At 67.9% G+C, this 26,349-nt stretch carries 21 protein-coding genes; 10 read left to right on the top strand and 11 right to left on the bottom strand.

Annotation, left to right across the window (positions count from 1 at the left end):
• Window position 1: 1 nt before the first annotated feature.
• Genes emrA through emrR form a run of 3 tightly spaced genes read right to left on the bottom strand, consistent with a single transcriptional unit; the run spans window position 2 to window position 3,125 of the window.
• Window positions 2-1,180 (bottom strand): multidrug efflux MFS transporter periplasmic adaptor subunit EmrA, encoded by a 1,179-nt coding sequence (gene emrA, locus M2299_RS15135; protein ID WP_099783412.1) that lies wholly within the window; start codon window positions 1,178-1,180, stop codon window positions 2-4.
• Between the two features lie 11 nt (window positions 1,181-1,191).
• A complete protein-coding gene (emrC, locus tag M2299_RS15130; RefSeq protein WP_280884602.1) occupies window positions 1,192-2,685 on the bottom strand; it encodes a multidrug efflux transporter outer membrane subunit EmrC in 1,494 nt (497 codons plus the stop codon).
• Complete coding sequence (gene emrR / locus M2299_RS15125) at window positions 2,682-3,125, bottom strand: multidrug efflux system transcriptional regulator EmrR (RefSeq protein WP_025877626.1); 444 nt, start codon at window positions 3,123-3,125, stop codon at window positions 2,682-2,684. Before emrR ends, emrC begins: the two co-directional genes overlap by 4 nt.
• A gap of 145 nt (window positions 3,126-3,270) precedes the next feature.
• Between emrR and M2299_RS15120 the strand changes: the two genes are divergently transcribed.
• On the top strand, window positions 3,271-4,179 hold the full coding sequence (locus M2299_RS15120) for a helix-turn-helix transcriptional regulator (protein ID WP_280884601.1): 909 nt from the start codon (window positions 3,271-3,273) through the stop codon (window positions 4,177-4,179).
• A 59-nt stretch (window positions 4,180-4,238) separates the two neighbouring features.
• Window positions 4,239-6,482 carry a DNA topoisomerase IV subunit A gene (parC, locus tag M2299_RS15115; protein WP_032975808.1) on the top strand — a complete coding sequence of 748 codons (2,244 nt, stop codon included), beginning with the start codon at window positions 4,239-4,241 and terminating at the stop codon, window positions 6,480-6,482.
• 253 nt (window positions 6,483-6,735) lie between these two features.
• On the opposite strand, the gene bfr is transcribed toward parC, so the two are convergent.
• Window positions 6,736-7,224 carry a bacterioferritin gene (gene bfr / locus M2299_RS15110; protein WP_025877631.1) on the bottom strand — a complete coding sequence of 163 codons (489 nt, stop codon included), beginning with the start codon at window positions 7,222-7,224 and terminating at the stop codon, window positions 6,736-6,738.
• A gap of 125 nt (window positions 7,225-7,349) precedes the next feature.
• On the opposite strand from bfr, the gene M2299_RS15105 reads away from it, so the two are divergent.
• Entirely contained in the window at window positions 7,350-9,680 is a 2,331-nt protein-coding gene (locus M2299_RS15105) for a penicillin acylase family protein (RefSeq protein ID WP_280884600.1), read from the top strand.
• 103 nt (window positions 9,681-9,783) lie between these two features.
• On the opposite strand, the gene M2299_RS15100 is transcribed toward M2299_RS15105, so the two are convergent.
• Together M2299_RS15100 and asnB are read right to left on the bottom strand one after the other, a co-directional pair.
• Window positions 9,784-11,172 carry a cation:proton antiporter gene (locus M2299_RS15100; protein WP_080149327.1) on the bottom strand — a complete coding sequence of 463 codons (1,389 nt, stop codon included), beginning with the start codon at window positions 11,170-11,172 and terminating at the stop codon, window positions 9,784-9,786.
• A 108-nt stretch (window positions 11,173-11,280) separates the two neighbouring features.
• A complete protein-coding gene (gene asnB / locus M2299_RS15095) occupies window positions 11,281-12,972 on the bottom strand; it encodes an asparagine synthase B (RefSeq protein ID WP_280884599.1) in 1,692 nt (563 codons plus the stop codon).
• 342 nt (window positions 12,973-13,314) lie between these two features.
• Here asnB and M2299_RS15090 point away from each other — a divergent pair, with 342 nt between their 5' ends.
• Complete coding sequence (locus M2299_RS15090) at window positions 13,315-14,193, top strand: SEL1-like repeat protein (RefSeq protein ID WP_099842196.1); 879 nt, start codon at window positions 13,315-13,317, stop codon at window positions 14,191-14,193.
• A 153-nt stretch (window positions 14,194-14,346) separates the two neighbouring features.
• On the opposite strand, the gene dapE is transcribed toward M2299_RS15090, so the two are convergent.
• The 5 genes from dapE to map are packed head-to-tail and all read right to left on the bottom strand — an operon-like array spanning window position 14,347 to window position 20,413.
• Window positions 14,347-15,474: a succinyl-diaminopimelate desuccinylase gene (gene dapE / locus M2299_RS15085; protein ID WP_280884598.1), complete on the bottom strand. Its 1,128-nt coding sequence runs from the start codon at window positions 15,472-15,474 to the stop codon at window positions 14,347-14,349.
• Complete coding sequence (locus M2299_RS15080; protein WP_025877641.1) at window positions 15,471-15,836, bottom strand: arsenate reductase; 366 nt, start codon at window positions 15,834-15,836, stop codon at window positions 15,471-15,473. The genes dapE and M2299_RS15080 overlap by 4 nt, the downstream gene beginning before the upstream one ends.
• 13 nt (window positions 15,837-15,849) lie before the next feature.
• A complete protein-coding gene (gene dapD / locus M2299_RS15075) occupies window positions 15,850-16,941 on the bottom strand; it encodes a 2,3,4,5-tetrahydropyridine-2,6-dicarboxylate N-succinyltransferase (protein WP_100436024.1) in 1,092 nt (363 codons plus the stop codon).
• Window positions 16,941-19,568 (bottom strand): [protein-PII] uridylyltransferase, encoded by a 2,628-nt coding sequence (locus tag M2299_RS15070; protein WP_280884597.1) that lies wholly within the window; start codon window positions 19,566-19,568, stop codon window positions 16,941-16,943. Before M2299_RS15070 ends, dapD begins: the two co-directional genes overlap by 1 nt.
• Window positions 19,569-19,570: 2 nt before the next feature.
• A complete protein-coding gene (gene map / locus M2299_RS15065; protein ID WP_080277585.1) occupies window positions 19,571-20,413 on the bottom strand; it encodes a type I methionyl aminopeptidase in 843 nt (280 codons plus the stop codon).
• A 173-nt stretch (window positions 20,414-20,586) separates the two neighbouring features.
• Here map and M2299_RS15060 point away from each other — a divergent pair, with 173 nt between their 5' ends.
• The 6 genes from M2299_RS15060 to M2299_RS15035 all read left to right on the top strand — a co-directional run bounded on the left by M2299_RS15060 (window position 20,587) and on the right by M2299_RS15035 (window position 26,279).
• Window positions 20,587-21,114 (top strand): spore coat U domain-containing protein, encoded by a 528-nt coding sequence (locus tag M2299_RS15060; protein WP_025877648.1) that lies wholly within the window; start codon window positions 20,587-20,589, stop codon window positions 21,112-21,114.
• On the top strand, window positions 21,114-21,869 hold the full coding sequence (locus M2299_RS15055) for a molecular chaperone (protein WP_280884596.1): 756 nt from the start codon (window positions 21,114-21,116) through the stop codon (window positions 21,867-21,869). Before M2299_RS15060 ends, M2299_RS15055 begins: the two co-directional genes overlap by 1 nt.
• A 7-nt stretch (window positions 21,870-21,876) precedes the next feature.
• Entirely contained in the window at window positions 21,877-24,216 is a 2,340-nt protein-coding gene (locus M2299_RS15050; protein ID WP_280884595.1) for a fimbria/pilus outer membrane usher protein, read from the top strand.
• Complete coding sequence (locus tag M2299_RS15045; RefSeq protein ID WP_280884594.1) at window positions 24,213-25,247, top strand: spore coat U domain-containing protein; 1,035 nt, start codon at window positions 24,213-24,215, stop codon at window positions 25,245-25,247. Before M2299_RS15050 ends, M2299_RS15045 begins: the two co-directional genes overlap by 4 nt.
• Window positions 25,248-25,395: 148 nt before the next feature.
• Complete coding sequence (locus M2299_RS15040; RefSeq protein WP_223482177.1) at window positions 25,396-25,575, top strand: hypothetical protein; 180 nt, start codon at window positions 25,396-25,398, stop codon at window positions 25,573-25,575.
• Complete coding sequence (locus M2299_RS15035) at window positions 25,575-26,279, top strand: fimbria/pilus periplasmic chaperone (RefSeq protein WP_280884593.1); 705 nt, start codon at window positions 25,575-25,577, stop codon at window positions 26,277-26,279. Before M2299_RS15040 ends, M2299_RS15035 begins: the two co-directional genes overlap by 1 nt.
• Window positions 26,280-26,349: the final 70 nt, after the last annotated feature.

Below are 26,349 nucleotides of genomic sequence, written 5' to 3'. Positions count from 1 at the left end.
CTCAGCTCGCCTTGGACTGCTGCGGCAGGTTGCCCTGGATGATCGTGTGGATCACCTCATCGGCATCGTGCAGCTGCTTGGCATACACGTCGGTGTCGAACACCGTGCCCTTGGCGGCTGCGCTCGGCAGCACTTCGCCCTTCTGGTCGCGCAGGCTCACCTCGGCCTTCATCGACAGGCCGATGCGCAGCGGGTGTTCGGCCAGCTGCTTGGCATCGATGGCGATGCGCACCGGCACGCGCTGCACGATCTTGATCCAGTTGCCGCTGGCGTTCTGCGCCGGCAGCAGCGAGAACGCCGAGCCGGTGCCCAGGCCCAGGCTGTCGATGCGGCCCTTGTACTTGACGTCGCCGGCATACAGGTCCGACTTCAGCTCCACTTCCTGGCCCAGGCGCATGTGCCGCAGCTGGGTTTCCTTGAAGTTGGCTTCGACCCACATCTGCTCGGTCGGCACCACCGCCATCAGCGCATTGCCCGGCTGCACGCGCTGGCCGACCTGCACCGAACGACGGGCGACATAGCCGGTGACCGGCGCGACGATGCCCGAACGTGCATTGTTGAGGAAGGCCTGGCGCAGCTGCGCGGCGGCAGCCTGCACATCCGGCTGGGTGGCGATCACGGTGTCATCGACCAGTGCACGGTTGCGCTCGACGGTCTCGCGCGAACCGGCCACGGCCGCTTCGGCAGCTGCCAGCTCATCGCGGGCGTGGGCCAGTTCTTCGTTGGAGATGGCGCCGGTGGCGGCCAGGTCCTTGCGGCGTGCGAAGTCGTCACGCACGCGCTTCAGGGTCACCTGGCGTGCGTTCAAGTCCGCCTGCGCACCTTCGACGCTGCGGTACAGGCCGCGGGTCTGGCGCACGGTCTTGGCCAGGTTGGCTTCGGCCTGCTGCAGGGCCACCGAGGTATCGGCCGGGTCCAGCTGCACCAGCAGCTGGCCGCGCTCCACGCGCATGCCGTCATCGGCGTTGATGGCGACCACGGTACCGGCCACCAGCGGGGTGATCTGCACCTGGTTGCCCTGCACGTAGGCGTCGTCGGTCTCTTCGAACCAACGGCCGAACATGAAGTACCACAGCGCCAGTGCCGCCAGCAGCAGCACGACGATCACGAACAGGCCGCGCAACAGCTTGCCGCGGCGGTTGGGGGCGGCGGGGGCCGCAGTGTCTTGGGTCTGGCTCATGGCAGGCGTCTTCAGGAATGCGAGGAATCGGAATGGGAAGCAAGCGGTGCGGCATCAGCGTCACTGGGCTGGAAACCACCGCCGAGCGCCTTGCTCAGGCGCACCGAGGTCTGCAGCTGCTGCGACTGCAGGCCGGCCAGCTGCTGCTGCGACTGCAGCAGGGTGGACTGCGCGGTCAACACGTCCAGGTAGCTGCCGATGCCAGCGCGATAACGCTGCTGGGCCAGGTCGAACGCAGCGCGTGCGGTATCCACCGCCTGCTGCTGCGACTGCGCCTGCTGCGCCAGTGAGCGCACCGCGTTGACCTGGTCGGCCACGTCGCGCAGTGCATCGAGCACCGCCTGGTTGTAGTTCGCCACGGCCAGGTCGTACTGCGCATCGGTGTTGGCCAGGTTGGCCCGCAGCTTGCCGCCTTCGAAGATCGGCAGGCTCAGCGCCGGGCCGATGTAGGCGAAGCTGGAACTGCTCTGCAGCAGGTCGCCGACATTCGGTGCGACCACGCCGGCCAGCGCGGTCAGGTTGAGGCTCGGGTAGAACCGGGTCTTGGCGACCTTGATCTGCTTGTCGGCCGCTTCCACCCGCCAGCGCGCGGCGACGATGTCGGGGCGACGGCCGAGCAGTTCACTGGGCACCACGCCCGGCAGCTGCAGGGCCAGCGGGTTCATCGCCCGCGGGCGTTCGATCGACAGGCCGCGGTCCGGGCCCTTGCCGACCAGCGCGGCCAGCGCCGTGCGCCCGGCATCGATGCGCTGCTGCGCCGCCAGCAACTGCTGCTGTGCGGCCGGCACGCGGGCTTCGGCCTGGCGCACCTGCAGATCGCTGTCGATGCCGGCACTACGACGCTGCCGGGTCAGCTGCAGCGACTTCTGCGAGCGCGCCAGTTCTTCTTCGGCCACGTCGTTGAGCTGCCAGGCGTAGGCCAGGTCGGTATAGGCCTGGGCGATGCCGGTGGACAGGTTCAGGCGCGCGGCCTGGGCTTCGACAGTCGCGGCGTGGGCGCCATCCACGGCAGCCTCCCAGGCGGCGCGCTTGCCGCCCCACAGGTCGATGCCGTAGCTGAAGTCGAACGCGATCTGGCTGCTGCCGGCGTAGTGGCCGCCGATTTCATCGCCAGCCATCGATTCGGGCAGGCGCAGGCCGGTGTAGCCACCGGACACGGAGAGGCTGGGCAGGCGATCGGCGCGCGCGGTGCCGACCTGCGACTGTGCCTGGCGCAGGCGCGCGTCGGCGGCGTCCAGGCTCGGATGGCCGGCCAGGCCTTCGGCGATCAGCGCATCCAGTTGCGCATCGCCCAGTGCCTTCCACCAGTCCTGGGCAGGAAAGCCGGCGGCGCTCAGGTCGCTGTCGGCCAGGGTACGTTCGCTGTGCAGGCTGTCCACGTCGAGCACGTGGCCCTGCGGGTCAAGGCCACGGCTGCTTGCGCAGGCGGCCAAGGCCAGGGCCAGCGCTGAAACCAGCAGCGCGCGCCCGGCGCGGCGGAGAGTGGGATGCGGGATCGGGTTCATGGGGTTGTCAGGGAATCGCGGATTCGGGTCAGGAGGGACAGCAGCTGCGTGCGTTCGTCGGCGGACAGATCGCGCAGGGCGTAATCCATCACCGCGTCGCCGCGCAGCTTCAACCGCGCCCACAGCGCGCGGCCTTCATCGGTCAATACGATCTGCAGTGCACGCCGGTCCTGCGCATGCGGCTCACGGCGCACGCAACCGAGCGCTTCCAGCTTGTCCAGCAGGCGGGTGACCGCGCTGGGCACCTGGTCGATGGCCTGGGCCAGCTCGTTGGCCGTGCATGGCGCCATGTTCGAGAGCACCTTCAGCCCGATGTAGTGGGTGAAGCCGATGCCGAGGTCTTCTTCGGCCATGGACGCGTCGAGCTGGCGGACCAGGCCGTCGCGCACCTGGCGCAGCAGCAGGCCGAAGCTGGGGGGAGTGGTTGCAGGACAGATCATGGGGGAGCATTCTCTTCCAAAAAAAATATTTCTCAATGGAAATATTCGATCTGGCATCAAATGCTGTGTTGCAGCAGTGGGCTGGATCAGGTGAAGGCGCCACCTTAATGGCGCCCCCAACTGGCCCGGTAGTACAATCCAGCCAATGAATGTCACATTCAAGCCACCCCCGGCCCACCTGAAGGCGGGCGAACCCGGCCCTGCCACCCTGCTGCGCGAAGAAGCACTGGACTGGTTCGAGCGCAATGACGGCCCGCCGGTCATCGCCTTCCGCTTCGACAGCCCGCAGGGGCTGGCCCGCGAAGTGGACTGGCATCACCACGTCCGCGCGCAGCTGATCTGCGTCGAACGCGGCCTGCTGACCACCCGCACCTCGCATGGCACCTGGTCGCTGGCGCCAGGCTCGGCGGGCTGGATGCCGCCGGCCGAGCCGCATACGGTCCACATCGATGGCCCCCTGCGCGGCTGGGGCATGGTGCTGGCCGCACCGCTGTGCGCCGAACTGCCCGCCGACCCATGCGTGCTGGGCATCTCGCGGTTGGCGCAGGCAGTGGCCGAACGCATCTGTGACTGGCCGCAGGACTACGAAAGCACCAGCGAACGGCAGCACATCATCAACGTGCTGCTGGACGAGATACGCACCGCGCCGCGCCAGCGCATGCACCTGCCGATGCCGCGCGACCGGCGCCTGCTGAAGATCGCCTCGCAGCTGCTGGCCGACCCGGCCGACGAGCGCGGCCTGGCGCAGTGGGCGCATTGGGCCGGCCTGTCGCCGCGCAGCCTGACCCGCCATTTCCGCGACGAGACCACCCTCAGCTTCGCGCAATGGCGCCAGCAGGCGCGGTTGGCCGAGGCGCTGCGGCAGCTCAGCGAGGGTCGCAGCGTGGCTGACATCGCCCACTCACTGGGCTTCAGCAGCGCCAGCGCCTTCGTCACCGTGTTCCGGCGACACTTCGGGCTACCGCCCGGACGCTACCTGGCACGGGCCGGCCACGGCCTGGAACCGGGCCTTGACCCTGCACGCGGCTTGGCATCCCCCGCCGCATCCGGATAATCACTGGATTGAGAGCGGCGACCGCCGTCACCGCCTCCCGACATAGGTAACAACGCCGCATGACCGATCTTGCCCGCCCCGTGTTCCACGGTTTCGAACAACTGCCGCTGCGCGAGTACGCCGAACGCGCCTACCTCGACTACTCGATGTACGTGGTCCTGGATCGCGCCCTGCCGTTCATTGGCGACGGCCTGAAGCCCGTGCAGCGCCGCATCATCTATTCGATGAGCGAGCTGGGCCTGAATGCCGCGTCCAAGCCGAAGAAGTCCGCGCGCACCGTCGGTGACGTCATCGGTAAATACCACCCGCATGGCGACAGCGCGTGCTACGAAGCGCTGGTGCTGATGGCACAGCCGTTCTCGTACCGTTATCCGCTGATCGAAGGCCAGGGCAACTTCGGTTCCAGCGACGATCCGAAGTCGTTCGCGGCGATGCGTTACACCGAATCCAAGCTGACCCCGATCGCCGAAGTACTGCTGGGCGAACTGGGCCAGGGCACCACCGACTGGGCACCGAACTTCGACGGCACCCTGCAGGAACCGACCTGGATGCCGGCACGCCTGCCGCATCTGCTGCTGAACGGCACCACCGGCATCGCCGTGGGCATGGCCACCGATGTGCCGCCGCACAACCTCAACGAGATCGTCAGCGCGCTGCTGCACCTGCTGGACGATCCGGATGCCAGCGTGCGCGACCTGTGCGAGCACGTGAAGGGTCCGGATTATCCGTCCAACGCCGAGATCATCACCCCGGCCAACGACCTGCGGAACATGTACGAGACCGGCAACGGCAGCGTGCGTGCGCGTGCCACCTACATCAAGGAAGCGCACAACGTGGTGGTCACCGCGTTGCCGTTCCAGGTGTCGCCGTCGAAGGTGATCGAGCAGATCGCCGCGCAGATGCGCGCCAAGAAGCTGCCGTGGCTGGAAGACATCCGCGATGAGTCCGACCACGCCAACCCGGTGCGCGTGGTGCTGGTGCCGCGCTCGAACCGCGTCGACGCCGAGCAGTTGATGGGCCACCTGTTCGCCACCACCGACATGGAGCGCAGCTACCGCGTCAACCTCAACGTGATCGGGCTGGACGGCCGTCCGCAGGTGAAGAACCTGAAGACGCTGCTCAGCGAATGGCTGGCATTCCGCAGCAGCACCGTCACCCGCCGCCTGCAGCACCGCCTGCAGAAGGTCGAGCGTCGCCTGCACCTGTTGGAAGGCCTGCTGGTGGCGTTCCTCAACCTGGACGAGGTGATCCACATCATCCGTACCGAGGACGAACCGAAGGCGGCGCTGATCGCACGCTTCGGCCTGTCCGAAGACCAGGCCGAGTACATCCTGGAAACCAAGCTGAAGCAGCTGGCCCGCCTGGAAGAAATGAAGATCCGCGGCGAGCAGGACGAACTGGCCAAGGAGCGCGACAAGATCCTCAGCATCCTCGACAGCAAGGCCAAACTGAAGAAGCTGATCCGCGACGAGCTGCAGGCCGATGCGAAGAAGTTCGGCGACGAGCGCCGCTCGCCGCTGGTGCAGCGCCAGGCCGCGCAGGCCATCGACGAGACCGAGCTGGTGCCGAGCGAGCCGATGACGGTGGTGATGTCCGAGAAGGGCTGGATCCGCGCCGCCAAGGGCCACGACATCGATGCCTCGACCCTGTCCTACCGCGATGGCGATGCGCTGCAGGGTGCAGTGCGTGCGCGCAGCACCCAGCAGGTCGCGTTCCTGGACAGCGAAGGCCGCGCCTACTCCACGCCGGTGCATACCCTGCCCTCGGCACGCGGCAACGGTGAGCCGCTGACCGGCCGCTTCTCGCCAGCTGCGGGCACCAGCTTCGTGACCCTGGCCAGCGCCGAACCGGATACGCGCTTCGTGCTGGCCTCGACCCACGGCTATGGTTTCGTCACCCGCTTCGAGAACCTGATCGGTCGCAACAAGGCCGGCAAGGCGATGCTGAACCTGTCGGCGGGCTCGTCGGTACTGACCCCATCGGTGGTGGCCAACGTCGCTACCGACCGCATCGTCGCGGTGACCAGTTCGGGCAACCTGCTGGCGATCGCCGCCAACGACCTGCCGGAACTGGACAAGGGCAAGGGCAACAAGATCATCGAGATCCCCAAGGCCAAGCTCGCCACCGAACGCGTGGTCGCCATCGTGGCAATCAGCCCCGGCCAGACCCTGCAGGTCCGCAGTGGCCAGCGCACCATGGGCCTGAAGTTCAACGAACTCGACGCCTATCTGGGCGCACGCGCCACCCGTGGCCATCTGCTGCCGCGTGGCTGGCAGAAGGTGGAAGGGTTGTCGGTCGAGTGACGGTAGGTGTCAACCTTGGTTGACACGCCTTGCCCGGCAACCGGGAACCCGCCGGGCATGGCCCGGCGCTACCGGGATCGGAGCATCAGACACAAAAAAGCCGGGGCATTCCCCGGCTTCTTTGTTTGTCGGCTGGCGGGCGGTGGAGCAGCTGGCGGGCGAAGGCTGGCTGGCGGTGCTCCGGTGCTGGCGGGCGACGTTGCTTTGCGCTCCTGGTAGAGCCGGGCATGACCCGGCGCTACGACAATCGTGGTCAGTGCGCCGGGGCGCCGCTGCCGTCGATCTTGCTCAGCTGGTACAGCTCCAGGCCGATGCGCTTGATCAGGCCCAGCTGCTGCTCCAGCCACCAGGCGTGGTCTTCCTCGGTGTCCTTCAACTGCGCCAGCAGCATGTCGCGGCTCACGTAGTCGCCCTTCTCCTCGCACAGCTTCATGCCGGCGGCGAGGTTGTTGCGCACCGCGTATTCGGTGTCCAGGTCCTTGCGCAGCATCTCCTCCACGGTCTTGCCGGGCTCGGTGGCATGCGGGCGCATGTCCGGGTCGCCGCCCAGGAACAGGATCCGGCGCAGCAGCGCGTCGGCATGCTGGGTCTCTTCCTCCATCTCGTGGTTCAGGCGTTCGTACAGCGCGAACAGGCCCTGGTCCTCGTAGCGGCGGGAGTGGATGAAGTACTGGTCGCGGGCGGCGAGTTCGCCGCGCAGCAGTTCCTTCAGGCAGGCGATGACGTCCGGGTTGCCTTTCATGGGGGGAGCTCCTGTGAATCGATGGCGCCCATGGTGCCCCATCTGGAAATACGGTGATCTAATCGGAATCAGTCGCAGTTGCGCCTGCGGCTACAATCGGCCGACCTGCTCGGAAAGGACCTGCAATGCGTCGTACGTGGCGGTGGATTCTGGGTGTGCTGGTGGCAATCGTGCTGCTCGCGGTGCTGGTCCTGTGGTTGCTGCTGCGCGGCAGCCTGGCCGAACTGGACGGCGAGCGCCCGTTGCCCGGGCTGGCCACCAAGGTCACCGTGGAGCGCGATGCGCTGGGGGTGGTCACCATCACCGCCGGCAACAAGACTGATGCCCTGCGGGCGCTCGGCCGTGTTCACGCGCAGGAACGTTATTTCGAAATGGACCTGATGCGGCGCAGTGCCGCAGGTGAACTGTCCGCCCTGTTCGGGGCGAAGGCGATCGAAGCCGACAAGCGCATGCGCGTACACCGCCTGCGCGCGCGCACCGAGGCCCATCTGCAGGACGCACTGGGCAGCGACCCTGCGGCCGTGCGCGCCTATGTGGACGGGGTCAACCAGGGCCTGGGCAGCCTGGCGGTACGGCCATGGGCCTACCTGCTGCTGCGGCAGGCGCCCCAACCGTGGCAGGCCAGCGACAGCGTGCTGGCAGGCCTGGCCATGTACGCCGACCTGCAGGACCCCAGCAACCAGTCCGAACTGGCCCTGGAGCGCATCCGCGCGGTGGTGCCGCCAGCACTGTATGCGCTGCTGGCAAACGACGGCAGCGAGTGGGATGCGCCGCTGGCCGGCGCTGCCCGTGGCAACGCCCCCCTGCCTGATGCCAGCCAGCTGGACCTGCGCACGCTGAAGGCCGCGACCGGCGCGGCTGCCGAGGATGCCGACGCGGTCGGCAGCAACAATTTCGCCGTGGCCGGCGCGCTGACCGCCGATGGCCGTGCGATCGTCGCCGACGACATGCACCTGGGCCTGCGCGCTCCCAGCCTGTGGTTCCGTGTGCGCCTGCGCTACCCCGATCCACAGGCCGCGGGTGGCCAGGTCGACGTCAGCGGATTCTCGCTGCCGGGCGTGCCGGCGGTGATTGTCGGCAGCAACGGCCACGTGGCCTGGGGCTTCACCAACAGCTACATCGACACTGCCGACTTCCGCACCGAGCCAGCGGACGCTGCAGTGACCGTGCACGAGGAACGGATCGTCGTTGCCGGCGGTGCCGACGTGCGTTTCCCGGTACGCGAGACCGCGTGGGGACCGATCCTGCACACCCACGCCGATGGCAGCGGCGACGCCTTGCGCTGGGTCGCGCAGTTGCCGGGCGCGGTGCGCATGGACTTCGCCGACATGGCACGGGCCGCCGATCTGGACCAGGCCCTGCAGATTGCCGACCATGCCGGCATTCCCGCGCAGAACCTGGTGCTCGGCGACCGCAGCGGGCGTATCGCGTGGCGCCTGATCGGCGCGCGGCCTGACCGTGGCCCGGGCTGTACACCGCTGGGCTTCAATGACAATCACCGCAACCCTGGCTGCGCGCCGTGGCCGATCCGCAGCGACGCCGCGCCGAGCCTGGTCGACCCCGCCTCGCATCGGCTGTGGACGGCCAACAGCCGCGTGGTGGACGAGGCGACGCTGGCCACGGTCGGCAATGGCGGCTACGACCTCGGCGCGCGCGGACGGCAGATCCGCGACCTGCTGGCCACGCAGGAGCATTTCGACGAGCACGACCTGCTGGCGATCCAGCTCGACGACCGCGCGGTGTTCCTGCAGCGCTGGTGGGTGCTGCTGCACCAGGTGGTCGAGCACAGCGACGATCCGGCACTGAAGCGGTTGGGCACGGCCAGCAGCCATTGGGACGGACGCGCCGCGATCGATTCGGTCAGCTACCGGGTGGTGCGCGAGTTCCGCACACAGGTACTCGACACGTTGACCGATGCGCTGCTGGCACCGGCCCGGGCACCGCTGGGCGAGGATTTCCTGGCACCGCGACTGGCGCAGCTGGAAGGCGTGGCCTGGCCGATGCTGCAGCAGCGCCCGGCCAACCTGCTGCCGCCCGCGTACACGAACTGGGATGCGCTGCTGGCCGATGCGGCGCGCCGTACCGAAGCGGAGCTGTCCGCGCAGGGGCCGCTGGCGCACCGCAGCTGGGGCGAGCGCAATACCGCAGCGATCTGCCATCCGGTCGCGCGCGCCCTGCCCGCCTTCGCCAGCCGCTGGTTGTGCATGCCGGCCGATCCCCTGCCCGGCGACCGTGACATGCCGCGTGTACAGACGCCAGCGTTCGGCGCCTCGCAGCGCATGGTGGTCTCGCCCGGACACGAGGCCGATGGCATCGTGCACATGCCGGGTGGGCAGAGCGGCCATCCGCTGTCGCCGTACTGGGGCGCCGGACATGAGGACTGGGTGCATGGCCGCCCCACCCCGTTCCTTCCCGGCAAGGCGCAGCACACGTTGACGCTGCTACCGGCCAGGTAATTGCTCGCCGGGCATGGCCCGGCGCTACCAGAGCAACGAGCCCGCGCACAGTGGATCCGAACGATATGGTAGCGCCGGGCCATGCCCGGCGGGATTCACCGGGTCAGGCCTTGCGGCGCTCGATCAGGTTCAACAGCGGCCCGGTCATCGCGGTCGTCACCAGTGCCATGATCACCAGCACCGCAAACAGGCGGTCGCCCAGCAGGCCCAGCTCGTAGCCGAGGTTGAGCACGATCAGCTCCATCAACCCGCGGGTATTCATCAGCGCACCCAGTCGCCACGCTTCGCGCGAGGCCATGCCGGTACTGCGCGCCGCACTCCAGGTGCCCAGCAGCTTGCCCACCGTGGCCACGGCGATCACCACCACGCACAACGCGATGTCACTGGTCTGCAACGCGTCGGCGCGCATGCGCAGGCCGGTCATGGCGAAGAACAGCGGCAGCAGCAGCGTCACCGCGAACGGTTCGACCCTGGCCACCAGCAGGTGCCGCAGCTGCGCGTTGGACGACACCGCCACGCCTGCTGCGAAGGCGCCGAACAGCGCATGGATGCCGAGCACTTCGGTGACCAGCGCACTGGCCAGCGACAGCAGCAGGATGCCCAGCAGCCAGCGCCCTTCGCGACCCGGCGCGATGGTCTGGCGGGCGAACCACGGCTTCACCAGTCCCAGCATCAGCGCGATGAACGCCACCACGCACAGCAGGTTGAGGCTGGCCGGCAACCAGCCGGTGGCCTGCGCTGCCGCCACGATCAGCGCCAGCAGGCACCACGCGGTCGCATCGCCCAGCGCCGCGCAGGCGATGGCGGTCTGCCCCAGCGGTGTGTGGGTGATGCCGCGATCAGCGAGGATGCGCAGCAGCACCGGGAAAGCGGTGATGCTCATCGAAATACCGACGAACAGCGCGAACGCGGTGAAACCCACGCCCTGCGGGCCATGCTGCGGGTACAGCCAGATGGCCAGGACCACACCAAGCACGAACGGCACCGCGATGCCTGCGTGGCTGACGGTGAAGGCGAATCGACGGCGCCCACGCAGCGCGCCCAGATCAAGCTCGGCACCGGCCACCAGCAGGAACATCAGCACACCCAGCTGGCTGAGCATGCCCAGCGGCCCGAGCGAAGCAGCCGGGAACAGTGCACCGTGCACCTGCGGCAGCAGGCTGCCCAGCAACAGCGGCCCCATCATCAGGCCGGCGGCCATCTCGCCGATCACGGCCGGCTGGCCGAAACGCTTCAACAGCGCACCGGCGCCCTTGGCGACCAGCAGCAGCACCAGCAGCTGCAGCAGGAACAGGCCGAGCGGCGAGGCCAGGTGATGTGCCCAGTCACTGCCGACCACGGCTTCGGCCTTGCTGGCCACCGTCGGCAGCCCGGGCCCCGCATAGCGCGCCAGCAGCAGGCCGACCAGCAGCGGCACGCCGGCCCACACCAGGTAGCGCAAAGCCCACTTCGTCGGCCTCACGGGACCTCCGGTCTGTACGTCCATGAACATTCCCCAATGTGCAGGGGGCTGATGATACGTCCCTCGCCGCCCATGCGCTGCAGGGCTCGCCGGGCATGGCCCGGCGCTACCCGTGTGGCTGCCGCTCGGCGCGGCCGATCAGGCCAACGCTTGCTCGTGCACGCCGGCGATGGCGCGGCCCGATGGGTCGGCGGCGGCGGCGAAGCTGGCATCCCAGGCGATCGCTGCCGGCGAGGAACAGGCGATCGACTTGCCGCCCGGCACGGTTTCAGCCGCCGCATGGCTGGGGAAGAACTGCTCGAACAGGTGACGGTAGTAGTACGCCTCCTTGGTCTGCGGCGGGTTGTGCGGGAAGCGCTTGTCGGCTGCAGCCAACACGCGGTCGCTGACCTGTGCTTCGGCGTGCGCCTTCAGGCCATCGATCCAGCCATAGCCGACGCCATCGCTGAACTGCTCCTTCTGCCGCCACAGGATGCTGTCCGGCAGGTAGCCCTGGAAGGCTTCGCGCAGTACCGCCTTCTCGATGCGGCGACCACCAAAACCGGCGCCGACCATCTTGTGCGCGGCATCGAATCGCATCGCCACGTCGAGGAACTCGCGGTCCAGGAACGGCACGCGCGGCTCCACGCCCCAGGCCATCATCGACTTGTTGGCGCGCAGGCAATCGTAGTTGTGCAGGGCATCGAGCTTGCGCACCAGTTCCTGGTGGAATTCGCGCGCGTCCGGCGCCTTGTGGAAGTACAGATAGCCGCCGAAGATCTCGTCGCTGCCTTCGCCGGACAGCACCATCTTCACCCCCATCGCCTTGATCCGGCGCGCCAGCAGGAACATCGGCGTGGAGGCGCGGATGGTGGTGACGTCGTAGGTTTCAATATGGCGGATCACCTCCGGCAGCACGTCCAGGCCTTCTTCGAAGGTGTATTCGAAGCCGTGGTGGACCGTGCCCAGTGCTTCGGCGGCCACCGCAGCAGCGGCCAGATCCGGCGAGCCCTTCAGGCCGATGGCGAACGAATGCAGGCGCGGCCACCACGCTTCGCTCTGCCCGCCATCTTCGATGCGACGACGCGCATAACGTGCTGCCACGGCGGCAACCAGCGACGAATCCAGCCCGCCCGACAGCAGCACGCCGTACGGCACGTCACTCATCAACTGGCGTTCGACCGCATGTTCGAAGGCCTGGCGCAGCTCGGCGAGATCGGCCGAGCGGCCCTGCACGTCGTCGTACTCGCGCCACGGCTGCTGGTAGTAGCGCACCAGCTCACCGCTGGCGCTGTCGTAGTAGTGGCCGGGCGGGAACTGGGCAACGTCGGCACAGGTATCGACCAACGCCTTCATTTCAGAGGCGACGCGCAACCGCCCCTGCGCATCATGGCCCCAGTACAGCGGCACCACGCCGACCGGGTCGCGCGCGATCAGTACACGGCCCGCACTGCGATCCCATAACGCAAAAGCGAAGATGCCGTTGAGCTGCTCCAGCCACTGCGCCGGCGACCCGCCCTGGCGGTACAACGCGTTGATCACCTCGCAGTCCGAGCCGGTCTGGAAGGAATAGGCCTGGGCAAGTCCGGCCTTGAGCTGCTGGTGGTTGTAGATCTCACCGTTGACCGCCAGCGCCAGCTGCCCGTCTTCGGACAGCAGCGGCTGCGAGCCGCCTGCCGGATCGACGATGGCCAGGCGCTCGTGCACCAGCAGCGCGCCCTCGTCCAGGTACACACCGCTCCAGTCCGGGCCACGATGACGCTGGCGCTGCGACAGCTCCAGCGCATGGCGGCGCAGGGAAGGAAGATCGTCACCGGCCTGCAGGCCGAAAATACCGAAGATCGAACACATGGGTGGAACTCCTGTTGTGGGGAAGTACACGGGGGGAGGGTGTTCGACCGGCCATCCAGGCCCGGGTGGGGCTGCGCCCGGGCACAAAAAAAACCCGCATCGGCCGATGCGGGTTTTCTGGTGTCCGGGCGTATGTTGCTGTCTATCTACCCAGGGCGCAGTCCCGCATCGGCCGCGCACGATTATTCGCACGCAGATTATTGCGGTTGGTGTTGTTGACGGCGGTGGCCAGGCGGATCGACATGGCACCGACCCTACCCCGCTTTCCGGCACGGCGCAACCGTTGCGTTGGCAACCACTCCGCAGAGCGCATAATGGCCCGCCGTGAAACGTGCAATGGAAATGCAACACCGCAACGGACGCAACGCGGCTCTGGCCGCCCTGATCTGCCTGGGCCTGGCCGCCTGCCAGACCCTGCCCCCACCCTCGCTCCTTCCGCCGGCTCAGCAGCAGAGCCTGGAACAACGCGGAACCGACGGCAGCTTCGAGGGAGCCTTTGATACCGCGGAAACCTTCGAGCGCTTCAACGATCCGCGCGCCATCGCCTATTACGAGCGTGCCGCAGCGGTCACCCCCTGGACCTTCCACAACACCAAGGCGGAAAAAGCACTGGGCCGGATCTGGATCTCCGGCACGCTGCGGTATGCCGACAGCCCCCACATCAATCCTGCGCCGGTGCTGCGCGCGTCCTGGCGGCGTGGCGAACGCGCCTATCTGGCGGCGGCCTATCACGGCAATCCCTATGCGTTCTACGAACTCGCCAAGGCCTATCGCCAGCGTGGCGACGCGCAACAGGCGCTGCGCTGGGACCTGCGCGGAATGATCTACCAGCGCTACCCGAGTTCATCGTCGCGACTGCCGGATGCGGTGGCCGCGCAGGGCGACAGCGTGCATCCGCTGGTTGCGCAGATCCAGCGTCGCGCCGAGCGCGGCGATGCCGAAGCGCAGGTGGACCTGGGCGCGCTGCTGGAGAAGGGCGTGGGACTGCCGCGCGATCCGGCGCGTGCGCTTCAGCTGTACCAGCGCGCCGGCGAGAAGGGCAATGTGTTCGGCCAGTACTTCGCCGGGCTGCTGCTGGGCCGCAGTGCGCCGGGCGTGGACAAGAACCCTGACGCTGCTGCCGCCTGGTTTGCCAAGGCGGAAGCACAGCAGTTCTACATGGCGGCGCCGAGCTACTGGAAAAAAGCGGTCGAACCGCCGTTCTTCAGTTTTTCGGAGTAACGCGCGCCGCTGCGCTCGCCGGGCATGGCCCGGCGCTACCCACGATCATCCGCACGCTCACCCCGGTGGCGCCGGGCCATGCCCGGCGACGCGGATCACACCAGCAACCGCACGCTCACCCCGGTAGCGCCGTGCCATGCCCGGCGACGCGGATCACACCAGCAACCGCTCCACCAGTCGCTGGTACAGCCCCGGCAGTGCTTCCAGCTCGTCCACGCGCACGTTCTCATCCACCTGGTGGATGCTGGCGTTGACCGGGCCGACTTCGATGCATTGCGCGCCCAGGGGTGCGATGAAGCGCGCATCGGAGGTGCCACCACCGGTGCTCTCTTCCGGTGCGCGACCGGTGTGCTCGGCCAGCACCGCGCGCGCCGCTGCACGCAACGTACCTTCCGGGGTGTAGAACGGCTCGCCACTGCGGTGCCACTTCAGCGTGTACTGCAGGCCATGGCGGTCCAGCAGCGCGGTGATGTCCGCTTCCAGCTTCGCTGCATCCCAGTGCGGGTTGTAGCGGATGTTGAAATCCACCTCCAGCTCACCGGGAATCACGTTGTTGGCACCGGTGCCGGCATGGATGTTGGAGATCTGCAGGCTGGTCGACGGGAAGCTCTCATAGCCCTGGTCCCAGCGCCGTGCGCTCAGTTCGGCCAGCATGGGCGCGGCAAGATGAATCGGATTGCGCGCCTTGTCCGGGTAGGCCACGTGGCCCTGCACGCCCTGCACGCGCAGCTTGGCCGACAGGCTGCCGCGACGTCCCACGCGCAGCAGGTCACCCAGCGTGGCGGTGGAGGACGGCTCGCCGGTGATGCACCAGTCGATGCGCTGGCCACGCTCGGCGAACAGCCGCGCGACATGGCGCACACCATCGATCGCATCGCCTTCCTCATCGCTGGTCAGCAGCACCGCCAGCGTACCGGTGTGCTGCGGATGGGCCGCAACGAACTGTTCGGCAGCGATCACGAACGCGGCCACGCTGCCTTTCATGTCGGCGGTGCCGCGACCGTACAGCACGCCATCGCGGATCTGTGGCGCGAACGGATCGCTCTGCCACGCCTCGCGCGGGCCCGGCGGCACCACGTCGGTATGGCCCAGCAGGACCAGCACCGGCGCGCCGCTGCCGTGCGTGGCCCACAGGTTGTCGACCTCGCCCAGCCGCAGGTGCTCACAGGTGAAACCGGCCGCCTGCAGACGCTGGCCGATCAGTTCCTGGCAACCGGCATCGTCCGGGGTCACCGACGGCCGTGCAATCAGATCGCAGGCCAGGTCGAGGACGGCGCTCACGCGCCGCCCACGCCGAAGCGCGCCTTGAAACCGTTGTCGCTGAAACCCTGGCTGACCTTGCCGTCGGCAGTCACCACCAGCGGCCGCTTGATCAACTGCGGGTACTCGCGCAGCAGCAGCTTCCATTCCGCCTCCGAATCGGCGGCCTTGCGGTTGTCCGGCAGCTGCCGCCAGGTGGTGGAGGACCGGTTGACCATCGCCGCCAGGCCACCCAGCTGGGCGGCCCATTCCAGCAGCGTTTCCGGGCTGGGTTTGTTGTCGCGGTAGTCGACGAAGGTGTACGGCACGCCGAAGCGGTCCAGCCACTTGGTCGCCTTCTTGCAGGTATCGCAGTTCTTCAGACCGTAGACGGTGGTGCTCATGCGTGCGGCCCCGTCAGTCGGCCAGGCCGCGCAGCAGGTCGTTGACGCTGGTCTTGCTGCGGGTGCGGGCATCGACCTGCTTGACGATCACCGCGCAGTACAGCGAGTGGGTACCGTCCTTGCTCGGCAGCGAGCCGGACACCACCACGCTGTACGGCGGAATGTAGCCGTAGCTGATTTCGCCGGTGGCGCGGTTGTAGATGCGGGTGCTCTGGCTGAGGAACACGCCCATGCCGATCACGCTGTGATGGCCGACGACCACGCCTTCCACCACTTCCGAACGCGCGCCGATGAAGCAATGGTCTTCGATGATGGTCGGGCTGGCCTGCAGCGGCTCGAGCACGCCACCGATGCCGGCACCACCGGACAGGTGGCAGTGCTGGCCGATCTGCGCGCAGGAACCGACGGTGGCCCAGGTGTCGACCATGGTGCCTTCGCCGACGTAGGCACCGATGTTGGTGAAGCTCGGCATCAGCACCACGTCCTTGCCGAAATACGTGCCGCGACGGGCGATCGCACCCGGCACCACGCGCACGCCGCCACGGCGGAACTTCGCCTCGTCATAGCCGGCAAAGCGCGATTCGACCTTGTCCCAGAACGGTGCCGGGCGCGCATCGACCACGGCCATGTCGTTGACGCGGAAATACAGCAGCACCGCCTTCTTCAGCCATTCGTTGACCTTCCAGCCACCATGGCCATCGGGTTCGGCGACGCGGAACTCGCCGCTTTCCAGGCCATCGATCACGCGGTTGACCAGCGGCCGGGTCGAGCCTTCCAGTTCGTGCAGGGTCAGCGTGGCGCGGCGCTCGAAGGCGCTTTCGATGCCGAACTTCAGTTCTTCCACGCCCGGCCCGGCCGGCTTGCGCAGCGACTTGCGTGCGATGTTCTCGGCGCGCGCAGCTTCAGCGGTCTTGGCCGGGACCTTCTTTGCCGGCGCCTTCTTCGCTGCAGCCTGTTTCGGCACGGCGGTCTTCTTCACCGCTGCGGTCTGGCCCGCCTTCGGCTGTTGTGCCGCTTTCTTCGCAGCCGGGGCAGCGGCAGTAGTCTTTCTGGCCGCAGCGCTCTTGGCAGTCGCGGCAGTCTTCTTTGCAGGCTTGGTGGCCATCAGGCGGGGTCTCCGGCGTTTCGATCAGGGTCCAGGCAGGCCAGCATTGCGTCATGCAGCTGCTGCCGGGCGGATTCAGTCAGGGGGAGGTCGTGTTCGTCACTGATCACGAAGGTGTCTTCGGCGCGTTCGCCGAATGTGGCAATGCGCGCGTCCTGCACGCGCAGTCCCTGGTTGCGCAGCACGAACGCCACGTCGGCCAGCAGGCCGGGGCGGTCGGGCGCGACCAGGGCAAAGCGGGTCGCGCCGGGTTCATCGCGGAACTCGATGCGTGGGGCGAAACGGAAGTGGCGCAGCTGGCGTGGCACCACCCGGCGCGAGGGACGCAGCCGCGCAAGGTCGCCACTGAGCGCCTCGCGCAGTGCAGCTTCCAGGTTGGCGCTGCTGCCATCGGCAAACGTATCGGCCGGGCTGACTTCAAAATTATCGAAAATCGTCTCGGACGGACCATCCAGCACGCGTGCGCGGTGGATGCCGTAACCCTTGCGGTCCAGGGTCATCACGATCGCGGCAAACAGGCCATCACGGTCCGGCGAGTGCACGAACACTTCCAGCGCCGGGTCGTCAACGCTGATCCGGCGTACCTTCACCAGCGTCTGGCCCTGCTTGATCGGTACCAGTGCGGCAGCCTGCCAGGCCAACTGTTCCGGGCGCAGGCGGATGAAACCTTCGTCAGGCATCACCGCGAACTGGCGGTCGATGGTGGCATCGTCGTAGCCCTGCTCGCGCACCAGCGCACGCACGCTGTCGCGCGCTTCGGCCACGCGCTCGGCGGCCGGCACCGGATGCTCCAGGCCCTCGCGCAGCGCGCGGCGGGTAGCGAAATACAGATCGGCCAGCAGCCGGTCCTTCCACGCGTTCCACAACTTCGGGCTGGTGCCGGCGATGTCGGCGCAGGTCAGCAGATAGAGGTAATCCAGGCGGTCGCGGCTGCCGACCAGGGTCGCGAAGCGATGGATCACGTCCGCATCGGCGATGTCCTGCTTCTGCGCGGTCACCGACATCCACAGGTGCTGTTCGACCAGCCAGGCCACCAGTTCGGTATCCGAACCACTCAGTCCCTGCGCGTGGCAGAACGCCCGTGCATCGACCGCGCCCAGTTCGGAATGATCGCCGCCGCGCCCCTTGGCGATGTCGTGGAACAGGCCGGCCAGCAGCAGCAGTTCGGGCTTGCGCAGGCGCGGCCAGACTTCGTGGGCTATGGAGAAACGTTCATCGGCGCGACTGCTGGCGAACAGCCCCATGTTGCGCAGGACCATCAGCGTGTGCTGGTCGACGGTGTAGACATGGAACAGGTCGAACTGCATGCGCCCGCTGACCTGGGCGAATGCGGGAATCCACTGCCCGAGCACGCCCAGCCGCGCCATGCGCGAAAGCGTGTCGACCGGGCGCTGGCCACGCAGCAGGGCCATGAACTGTTCGCGCGCATCAGGGTCTGCCTGGTCATAGGCAGGCAGCAACGGCAGCGATTCGGCCAGCGCGCGCGCAGTCAACGAATGCAGGCCACGGATCTGCGGATTGTTCGCCCAGCTGGCGAACAGCGCGAAGACCTGGCCGATGTCAGCATTCGGCCAGTCGGCATCGTTGGCCGCCAGATAGCCACGGCGCAGCGCGAACCCCACGGTCAGCGGCTCAGGCTGTGCCTCGCCATCGAACTGTTCCTCGAAACGCTGCAGGAGACGATCACTGATCCGCCGCACCACCGAAGCGGCGCGGTAGAAGCCCTGCATCATCTTCTCGACGCCCAGGCTCTCGGCGTCGTCTTCAAAGCCCAGGCGCGCGGCCAGGGTCTTCTGGTAATCGAAGCGCAGGCGCTCTTCCGGGCGTCGCGCCACCAGGTGCAGGCCGAAGCGCAGTCGCGCCAGCACCGCACGTTCGCGCTTCAGCGCCGCGGCCTCGTCAGCGCCCAAGTGGCCCAGGCCGACCAGCGCTTCCAGATCGCGCACGCCAAACGCACGCAGCGCCATCCAGCCCAGCGTGTTGAGATCGCGCAGGCCGCCGGGGCCATCCTTCAGGTCCGGCTCCAGGTTGTCGGCGGTGTCGCCGAAACGCTGGTGGCGGTTGCGCAGTTCCTCCAGCTTGGCCAGGAAGAACGCACGCGGCGGCCACAGTTCGCGGTCATCCACTGCCGCACGCAGCGCACGCCGCGCCGCCTCATCGGCCATCAGCGGGCGCGCTTCGATCAACGCCGTCAGCACGGTCTGGTCGGCCGCAGCCTCGCTGCACTGCCCGCCCGAACGCACCGCGTGGCTGACCGCCAGGCCGCAATCCCACAGCAGCGCGAACAGGCGCGCGAGCGCTTCCTCATGGGCCAGCTGCGCCTGCGGATCGCCGAACACCAGCAGGTCGATGTCCGAGCGCGGGAACAGTTCACCGCGCCCATAGCCACCGACCGCAAACAGCGACAGGCCACTGTCGGCCGGCAGGCAGCGCTGCCACGCATGGCGGATCAGGTGATCGGCCGCGCGCGCGCGCAAGGCCAGCAGGCGCTCGATGTTGTCGCCCTGGTCGAAGCGGCGGTACAGGCGCGTATCGGCCTGCTGCAGCGCGTCGCGCGCGGCAGCAGCCCAGTCCGGGTCGTTGAGCGACGCGGCCGGCGTGTCCAGCAGCGAACTCGCCGGCAGCATCGTCAGGAGACCTGCGATTCGCCCGGCGACAGGGTCAGCACGTCCACGCCGGTCTCGGTGACCGCGATCATGTGCTCCCACTGTGCCGACAGCTTGCGGTCCTTGGTCACCACGGTCCAGCCATCGGGCAGCACCTTGTTGTAGCGGGTGCCCTCGTTGATCATCGGCTCGATGGTGAAGGTCATGCCCGGCTGCAGCACCAGGCCCTGGCCCGGACGGCCGTAATGCACCACCTGCGGCTCATCGTGGTAGACCTTGCCGATGCCGTGGCCGCAGTACTCGCGCACCACGCTGAAACGCTCGCCTTCGGCGTAGCTCTGGATCGCATGGCCGACGTCGCCCAGGGTTGCGCCCGGGCGCACCGCGCGGATGCCGCGCCACATCGCTTCATAGGTGGCGTCGACCAAGCGCTTGGCCATCACCGACGGGGTGCCGACGAAGTACATGCGGCTGGTGTCGCCATGCCAGCCGTCCTTGATGACGGTGACGTCGATATTGATGATGTCGCCATCCTTGAGGACCTTCCCTTCGCTGGGAATGCCGTGGCAGATGACATTGTTGACCGAGGTGCACACGGTCTTGGGGAAGCCGCGGTAGCCGACGTTGGCCGGAATGGCGCCCTGCACGTTCACGATGTGGTCGTGGCAGATGCGGTCCAGTTCCTCGGTCGTGACACCGGGCTTGACGTGGGGGGTGACGATGTCGAGCACTTCGCTGGCCAGGCGGCCGGCGATGCGCATCATCTCGATTTCCTGCGGGGTTTTGATATTCACGCTCATGGCTCCCATTATCGCCGATCCGGCCGCAATCTGAACGAACGCCACCCAACTGGCGATCCGGGGCATGCACGGATCCGGCAAGGAAGGTGAAAGCGTGATGGGCCACACCCTTTCGATCGCCTGTTTCTCACGGAATACAGACACTTGCGGTGCCTACGCTGGCCCCACTGTCGTCAAATCGGCGCCGAACGTGCCGACTTCGCGCTGTTCAACGGACCTTCGGGTCAGGGAGGTTGTCCATGCGATCCACCGTTCGTTCCCCCTGGGCTTGGGCCCTGGCCCTGCTGGTGGCTGGCCCGGCCGCCGCCGCCGACACCACTACGTTCAACGTCACCCTGGTGGTCACCAAGGCCTGCACCATCACTGCGGCCGCCGCCACCAACGTCGATTTCGGTACCGCCGCCTCCACCACCGCCACCCCGACCCTGGGCCAGGGCACCGTAACCGCACAGTGTTCGGCGCTGACCCCGTACACCATCTCGCTCAACGCCGGTGCCAATGCCGGTACGGCCAATGACGTCACCACGCGGCGGATGAAGAACACCAACGCGGCAGTGACGGCCAACAACTACGTGGGCTACCAGCTCTACCAGGATGCCGCGCATACGCTGGTGTGGGGCGCCACCACGGGCACCAACACCCAGGCCGGTATCGGCACCGGCCTGGCGGTGCCCTACATCGTCTACGGCCAGATCCTCAACCTGAGCACGGCCAACGCTGCGACCGGCAACTACCTGGATACCGTTACCGCCACGATCACCTATTGATGGAGCACGCCCGCATGGCCGGATCCCGCCCGTGGCGCGCCACCGGCGTGGCGCTGCTCGTTCTCAGCCTGCTGCTTTGGGTCACCGCGGCCTCGGCGACCAGCCTGCAGGTCGCGCCCACCAGCCTGCAGCTGGAGGCACGCCAGCGCGCCGGCGAACTGTGGTTGACCAACAGCGGCACCTCGCCGGTGAAGCTGCAGGTCCGGGTATTCCGTTGGGTGCAGCAGGACGGCAACGAACAGCTGCTGCCCACCGAAGATCTGCTGGCCACGCCACCGATGCAGGAGTTGGCCGCCGGCCAGCAGCAGCTGGTACGGGTCATGCGCGCCGTGGCCGACGCGCCGGCTGCGCAGCAGTACTACCGGTTGATCGTCGACGAGGTGCCCGATCTGGCCACGCGCACCGAAGGCATGCAGTTCGTGCTGCGCTATTCCATCCCGGTATTCGTGCAACCCGGCACTGGCAGCCGGCTGGCCCCGCAGCTGCACGCCCGCCTGGTGCGGCTGGACGACGGTCGCAACGGCGTGGAAGTAGGCAATACCGGCAACAGCTATGCGCAGATCGCCGACCTCGCCCTGGGCAGCCCGGAGCGGCCGCGCATCGTCCATCCCGGCCTGTTGGGCTATGTGCTGCCCGGCCAGATCATGCGCTGGCCGCTGGAGCGCACGGCGATCGACCGCGACAACGACCAGATCACGGCCAAGCTCAATGGCGAGTCGGAACAGACGTCGCTGCCGCCACCACCGGCTCGCTGAGGCGCTGATGAGCGCAGCGCTCGGTGCGGCCCTGTCCCCGGCGGCTCATGCAGCCGATGTCTCCGGGGTCTCCGCCGATGCCCTGCTGCCGCCACCAACCCCACTCACGGCCAACCAGACGCTGTACCTGGACGTGACCCTCAACAGCACGCCGCGCGGCCTGCTGCCCTTCACCGACAACCGTGGCCGCCTGCAGGCCAGCCCCGAAATCCTGCGCCAGCTTGGCTTCAACGCCAGCGGCGATGCCCCGGTATACCTCGACCAGATCAGCGGTGCGGTGGTGCGCTATGACGCGCACCTGCAGACCCTCGCGCTGGACGTGCCACTGGACCAGTTGACCCTGCCCACGACCGTGCTCAGCCGCCCGCAGGTCCGTGCCCCGCGCGGCAGCGCCTCGCCCGGCGTCCTGCTCAATTACGACCTGTACGGCAGCCGAGTCGACAGCCTCGGCAACCTTACCCTGAGCTCTGAACTGCGAGTGTTCGGCATCGGTACCGGCACCTTCGAGAACACCGCCGTCAGCCGTCGCTACCAGACCGGAGACCGCCACTGGCGCAGCGAAAGCGTACGCCTCGATACGCGCTGGACGCTGGACTTCCCGGACAAGGCGCTGACTTTGGAGGTGGGCGATTTCTACAGCGGGTTTGTCGACTGGAGCCGGCCGGTACGCCTGGGCGGCATCCAGATCGGCCGCAACTACGGGCTGCAGCCGTATCGCGTTCTTACCCCGACTCCGGCCTTCCTCGGCCAGGCGGTGGTGCCATCGACGGTCGAGCTGTATGTCGATGGCCTGCGCCAGTACAGCGGCCAGGTACCGGTCGGGCCGTTCCAGCTGGCGGCGCAACCGGGCATCAGCGGCACCGGCAGCGCGCAGGTGGTGGTCACCGATGCCTTCGGCCGCATGCAGACCCTGGATTTCAGCTTCTACGGCACCCAGCAGCTGCTCGCCAAGGGCCTGTCGGACTGGTCGCTCGGCGTCGGCCAGCTGCGCGAGCAGTTCGGCGAACGCTCCTTCGCCTACGACGACCGTACCGTGGCAAGCGCCAGCTGGCGCGGCGGCGTCAGCGACACATTCACCGGTGAAGCACATGCCGAGGGCGGCGGCGGCCTGGCGCAGGCCGGCGTGGGTGGCTGGTGGCTGCTGGGCGGCGCCGGCGTGCTCAATGCCGCCTATGCCCACAGCCGCTACCAGGGCCTGCAGGGCGGACAGTGGGCGCTGGGGTACAGCTGGAACAACCGGCGCTTCAATTTCAACCTGCGCAGCGTGCGCAGCCACGGCGACTACCGCGACCTGGGCGCGCTGCAGGCCAACCTGCCGCCCAGCATCAGCGAGCAGGCCACGGTCGGCCTGGACCTGTTGCGCTTGGGCACCCTCAGCGCCAGTTACCTTCGCCTGCGCTACCCCGTTGGCGATGACAACCGTTATGCCAGCCTGTTCTGGTCACGCAGCTGGAGCCCGCGCTGGTCGGCCTACCTGTCGGTCAACCAGAACCTGGACGACAGTGATGACCGCAGCGTCTACCTGTCGCTGACCGCAAGCCTGGGCAACAACCGCCAGGCCAGCCTGTCCAGCCAGCGCAATGGCGACCGCCAGAGCTGGGTCGCCGATGTCACCCAGCCGGTCCCGGGCGACGGCAGCGCAGGCGGTATCGGTTGGCGCGCGCAGGTCCGCCACGGCGACGGCGGCAGCGGCGGCCTGGCCGAAGTCGGCATCCTCAACGATGTCGGCCGCTACGCCTTCGGTGCCTCCCGCCAGGCGGGCCTCAACTACGCCTATGGCAGCGCCAGCGGCAGCCTGGTGTGGATGGCCGGGCACACCTTCGCCGCCCGCGAAGTCGCCGATGCCTTCGCCGTGGTCAGCACGAATGGCGTTGGCGGTGTGCCGGTGCGGCTTGAGAACCGCCTGATCGGTGCCACCGACGAGCGTGGCCTGCTGCTGATCAGCCCGCTGCTGTCCTGGCAGCGCAACCGCGTCTCCATCGACACCCTGGACCTGCCGGCGGACATGCGCGCTGATCGCATCGAGGACTGGGTAACACCTCGCCAGCGCGCCGGCACCGGCCTGACCTTCAACCTGCGTTCGCGCGCGTCATTGCGGCTGATCCTGCAGGACATGAGGGGGCAACCGCTGGAGGTGGGCAGCGAAGTGCAGCTGCCCGATGGCCGCCAGGCCACCGTCGGCTACGACGGCCTGCTGTACCTGGAGGACGTTGCACCTGGCAGCGTGCTGTACATCACCAGCAGCGGTGGCCAGTGCCGGGTCCGCGTGCCGGCACCGCAGGTGGTCGCCGTCGGGGCCAGCGCCCGCCCGGTCCCGCTGCAATGCGTGCCGGAGGTGGCGCCATGAGGATGCTGCTGCTCGGCCTGGTGCTTCTGGCCGGCCTGATCGCCAGTGCACCGACACGCGCGGCCGCGACATGCACCGCCAGCGCCGACGCGCTGCTGCCCTTCGGCAACGTCAGCAGCGGCGCGGCAGGTGCCACCCCCGGCACCTTGAACATCACCGTGAACTGCTCCACCGCCGCACTCAGCCTGATCGCCACCACCGGCATCCGCGTCTGCATCGGCCTGGGCAATGGCACCGGCGGCACCAGTACTTCGCCGTGGCGGACAATGGTCAACGGCAGCAGTGATCCGCTCAATTTCCAGATCTACAACGTCGCCAACTACAGCGAAGTCACCGGCCTGGCACCGCGCGGCACACCTCCCGCACAGGAGCTGACGATGACCTACAACGTGCCGCTGATCGGCGGCTCCGGCAGCCGTACCACGCAGTTGTTCGCACAGATCCCGGCCAACCAGGTGCTGGCCTCCGGCAACTACAGCAGCACCTTCACCGGGGCCAACGTGGTGCTCACCTGGGCCTGGAACGAGGTGCTGCTGGGCACCGCCACCGTACCGGCCACCTGCAATGGCGGCGCTACCGGCACCAACACCGCCAGCAATGCCTTCACCTTCAATGCCACTGCCACCGTGCTGCCGCAATGCGGCAGCTACCTCACCACCACCATGGATTTCGGCAACGTCACCGGCGGCATTCCCGCCAACATCGACCAGACCGCCACCCTCACCCTGACCTGCCTCAAGCGCACCGCCTACCAGGTCGGCCTGAACAACGGTCAGAACAACCCGGCCCTGACCACCACCCGGCGCATGCGCACCACAATCGGCGGCAACAGCTATTACCTGACCTACGAGCTGTACCGGGACGCTGCGCGCAGCCAGCGCTGGGGCAATACGCTCACCGTGGACACCTTCAGCGGCGTCGGCACTGGCAGCGCGCAGACACTGAACATATTCGGGCGTGTGCCTCCCGTTGCCGGACAGCCTCCGGCGGGCACCTACAACGACCTGGTGCAGGTGACGATCACCTACTGAGGGGAGCCCGCTCTACAGAATCCCCCCTGTCGGCCGATACCGCGCATCAAGTCGACAACACGGTGGATCGCAGGTGGTTCGGGCAGTACTGATCGGAGCGATGTCCATCGCCAGCACGACAGCGTGGGCCGAGCCGGCGCCCGTCCCAATGCAGATCCGCCTGACCGTGGTTGAAGGCTGCGTCGGCACGGAGGGCGGCCCACGTTGCCCGGTGCCACAGCAGCACAGCGACGGCGGTCACCTGCCGCCCCAGGTCCGTGAACTGGCCCCGCCAGCACAGGACGAACAGGGGCATTCGCTGCCCGAACCGCCCACCACTTACTACTGATGCGCCGGCTACTGCTTCTGCTGGCCGCGGTGCTGCCCATTGCCGCGCAGGCGCAGGCGCTGGAACTGGTGCCGACCACCCTGCACCTGCCGGCTGCGCAGGGGCGGACCGAGCTGTGGCTGCACAATCCTGGCCCCGGGCATTGGCGCGGCCAGGTGCAGATCTGGGCGTGGGACCAGCAACAGGATGCGGAACACCTGCAGCGCAGCGGGCAGGTGCTGGCCAGTCCGACCTTGCTGGACCTGCCGGCCGGCGCCCGCCAGCGCGTGTGGTTGCTGCCGGCGTCGTCCGCGCCTGTGGCCGCTGAACAGGCATTCCGTATCATCCTGGCACCGGCAGAACCGGCCATGCCGCGCTATTCACTGCCCCTGTTCCGCAGCGAACCGGTCGGCCCAGCGTCCCCCTGCCTGCAGCCAGAGCTGGTGGTCAACGGGTCGCAATTCATGCTGAGACTGTTGAACAATGGCACCCGGCACGCGCGCTTGAGCGACCTTGCCTATGAGACGGCTGGCGGCCAGCGCAGCCTGCTGCTGCCCGACCTTGCCGGCTACGTGCTGGCGGCGCGCCAGCGCCAGTGGCAGTTGCCGCCGCGCGCCGATGGCTATGCAGGCGGCAGGTTCCATGCCCGCCTGCAGGACGGCACACAGGTGATCCTGGCGGCGCGGGCACCCGCAATTGCAGCGAGCCAGCCAAGCGGGCTATAATTGCCCGGATGTCCTGCCGCCCCTGCGCGGGACACCGTCCACACCGGACGTCACCGGTGAATCCACACCT

It is taken from the genome of Stenotrophomonas sp. 1278 (assembly GCF_029892765.1).
GTDB classification, from domain to species: domain Bacteria; phylum Pseudomonadota; class Gammaproteobacteria; order Xanthomonadales; family Xanthomonadaceae; genus Stenotrophomonas; species Stenotrophomonas indicatrix.
The sequence above is the reverse complement of the archived record's forward strand: the minus strand, read 5'-3'. Positions and strand labels throughout refer to the sequence as shown.

Bases quoted from the DNA above. Each gene is read 5' to 3' on its own strand.
- M2299_RS15060 (WP_025877648.1), top strand. From the start codon at position 20,587: ATGCGATCCACCGTTCGTTCCCCCTGGGCTTGGGCCCTGGCCCTGCTG.
- M2299_RS15100 (WP_080149327.1), bottom strand. From the start codon at position 11,172: ATGTTCATGGACGTACAGACCGGAGGTCCCGTGAGGCCGACGAAGTGG.
- emrR (WP_025877626.1), bottom strand. From the start codon at position 3,125: ATGATCTGTCCTGCAACCACTCCCCCCAGCTTCGGCCTGCTGCTGCGC.
- M2299_RS15105 (WP_280884600.1), top strand. From the start codon at position 7,350: ATGCGTCGTACGTGGCGGTGGATTCTGGGTGTGCTGGTGGCAATCGTG.
- M2299_RS15090 (WP_099842196.1), top strand. From the start codon at position 13,315: ATGCAACACCGCAACGGACGCAACGCGGCTCTGGCCGCCCTGATCTGC.
- emrC (WP_280884602.1), bottom strand. From the start codon at position 2,685: ATGAACCCGATCCCGCATCCCACTCTCCGCCGCGCCGGGCGCGCGCTG.
- map (WP_080277585.1), bottom strand. From the start codon at position 20,413: ATGCCCCGGATCGCCAGTTGGGTGGCGTTCGTTCAGATTGCGGCCGGA.
- M2299_RS15040 (WP_223482177.1), top strand. From the start codon at position 25,396: ATGCAGATCCGCCTGACCGTGGTTGAAGGCTGCGTCGGCACGGAGGGC.
- asnB (WP_280884599.1), bottom strand. From the start codon at position 12,972: ATGTGTTCGATCTTCGGTATTTTCGGCCTGCAGGCCGGTGACGATCTT.
- emrA (WP_099783412.1), bottom strand. From the start codon at position 1,180: ATGAGCCAGACCCAAGACACTGCGGCCCCCGCCGCCCCCAACCGCCGC.
- parC (WP_032975808.1), top strand. From the start codon at position 4,239: ATGACCGATCTTGCCCGCCCCGTGTTCCACGGTTTCGAACAACTGCCG.
- M2299_RS15035 (WP_280884593.1), top strand. From the start codon at position 25,575: ATGCGCCGGCTACTGCTTCTGCTGGCCGCGGTGCTGCCCATTGCCGCG.
- M2299_RS15050 (WP_280884595.1), top strand. From the start codon at position 21,877: ATGAGCGCAGCGCTCGGTGCGGCCCTGTCCCCGGCGGCTCATGCAGCC.
- dapD (WP_100436024.1), bottom strand. From the start codon at position 16,941: ATGGCCACCAAGCCTGCAAAGAAGACTGCCGCGACTGCCAAGAGCGCT.
- M2299_RS15070 (WP_280884597.1), bottom strand. From the start codon at position 19,568: ATGCTGCCGGCGAGTTCGCTGCTGGACACGCCGGCCGCGTCGCTCAAC.
- bfr (WP_025877631.1), bottom strand. From the start codon at position 7,224: ATGAAAGGCAACCCGGACGTCATCGCCTGCCTGAAGGAACTGCTGCGC.
- M2299_RS15120 (WP_280884601.1), top strand. From the start codon at position 3,271: ATGAATGTCACATTCAAGCCACCCCCGGCCCACCTGAAGGCGGGCGAA.
- M2299_RS15045 (WP_280884594.1), top strand. From the start codon at position 24,213: ATGAGGATGCTGCTGCTCGGCCTGGTGCTTCTGGCCGGCCTGATCGCC.
- M2299_RS15080 (WP_025877641.1), bottom strand. From the start codon at position 15,836: ATGAGCACCACCGTCTACGGTCTGAAGAACTGCGATACCTGCAAGAAG.
- M2299_RS15055 (WP_280884596.1), top strand. From the start codon at position 21,114: ATGGAGCACGCCCGCATGGCCGGATCCCGCCCGTGGCGCGCCACCGGC.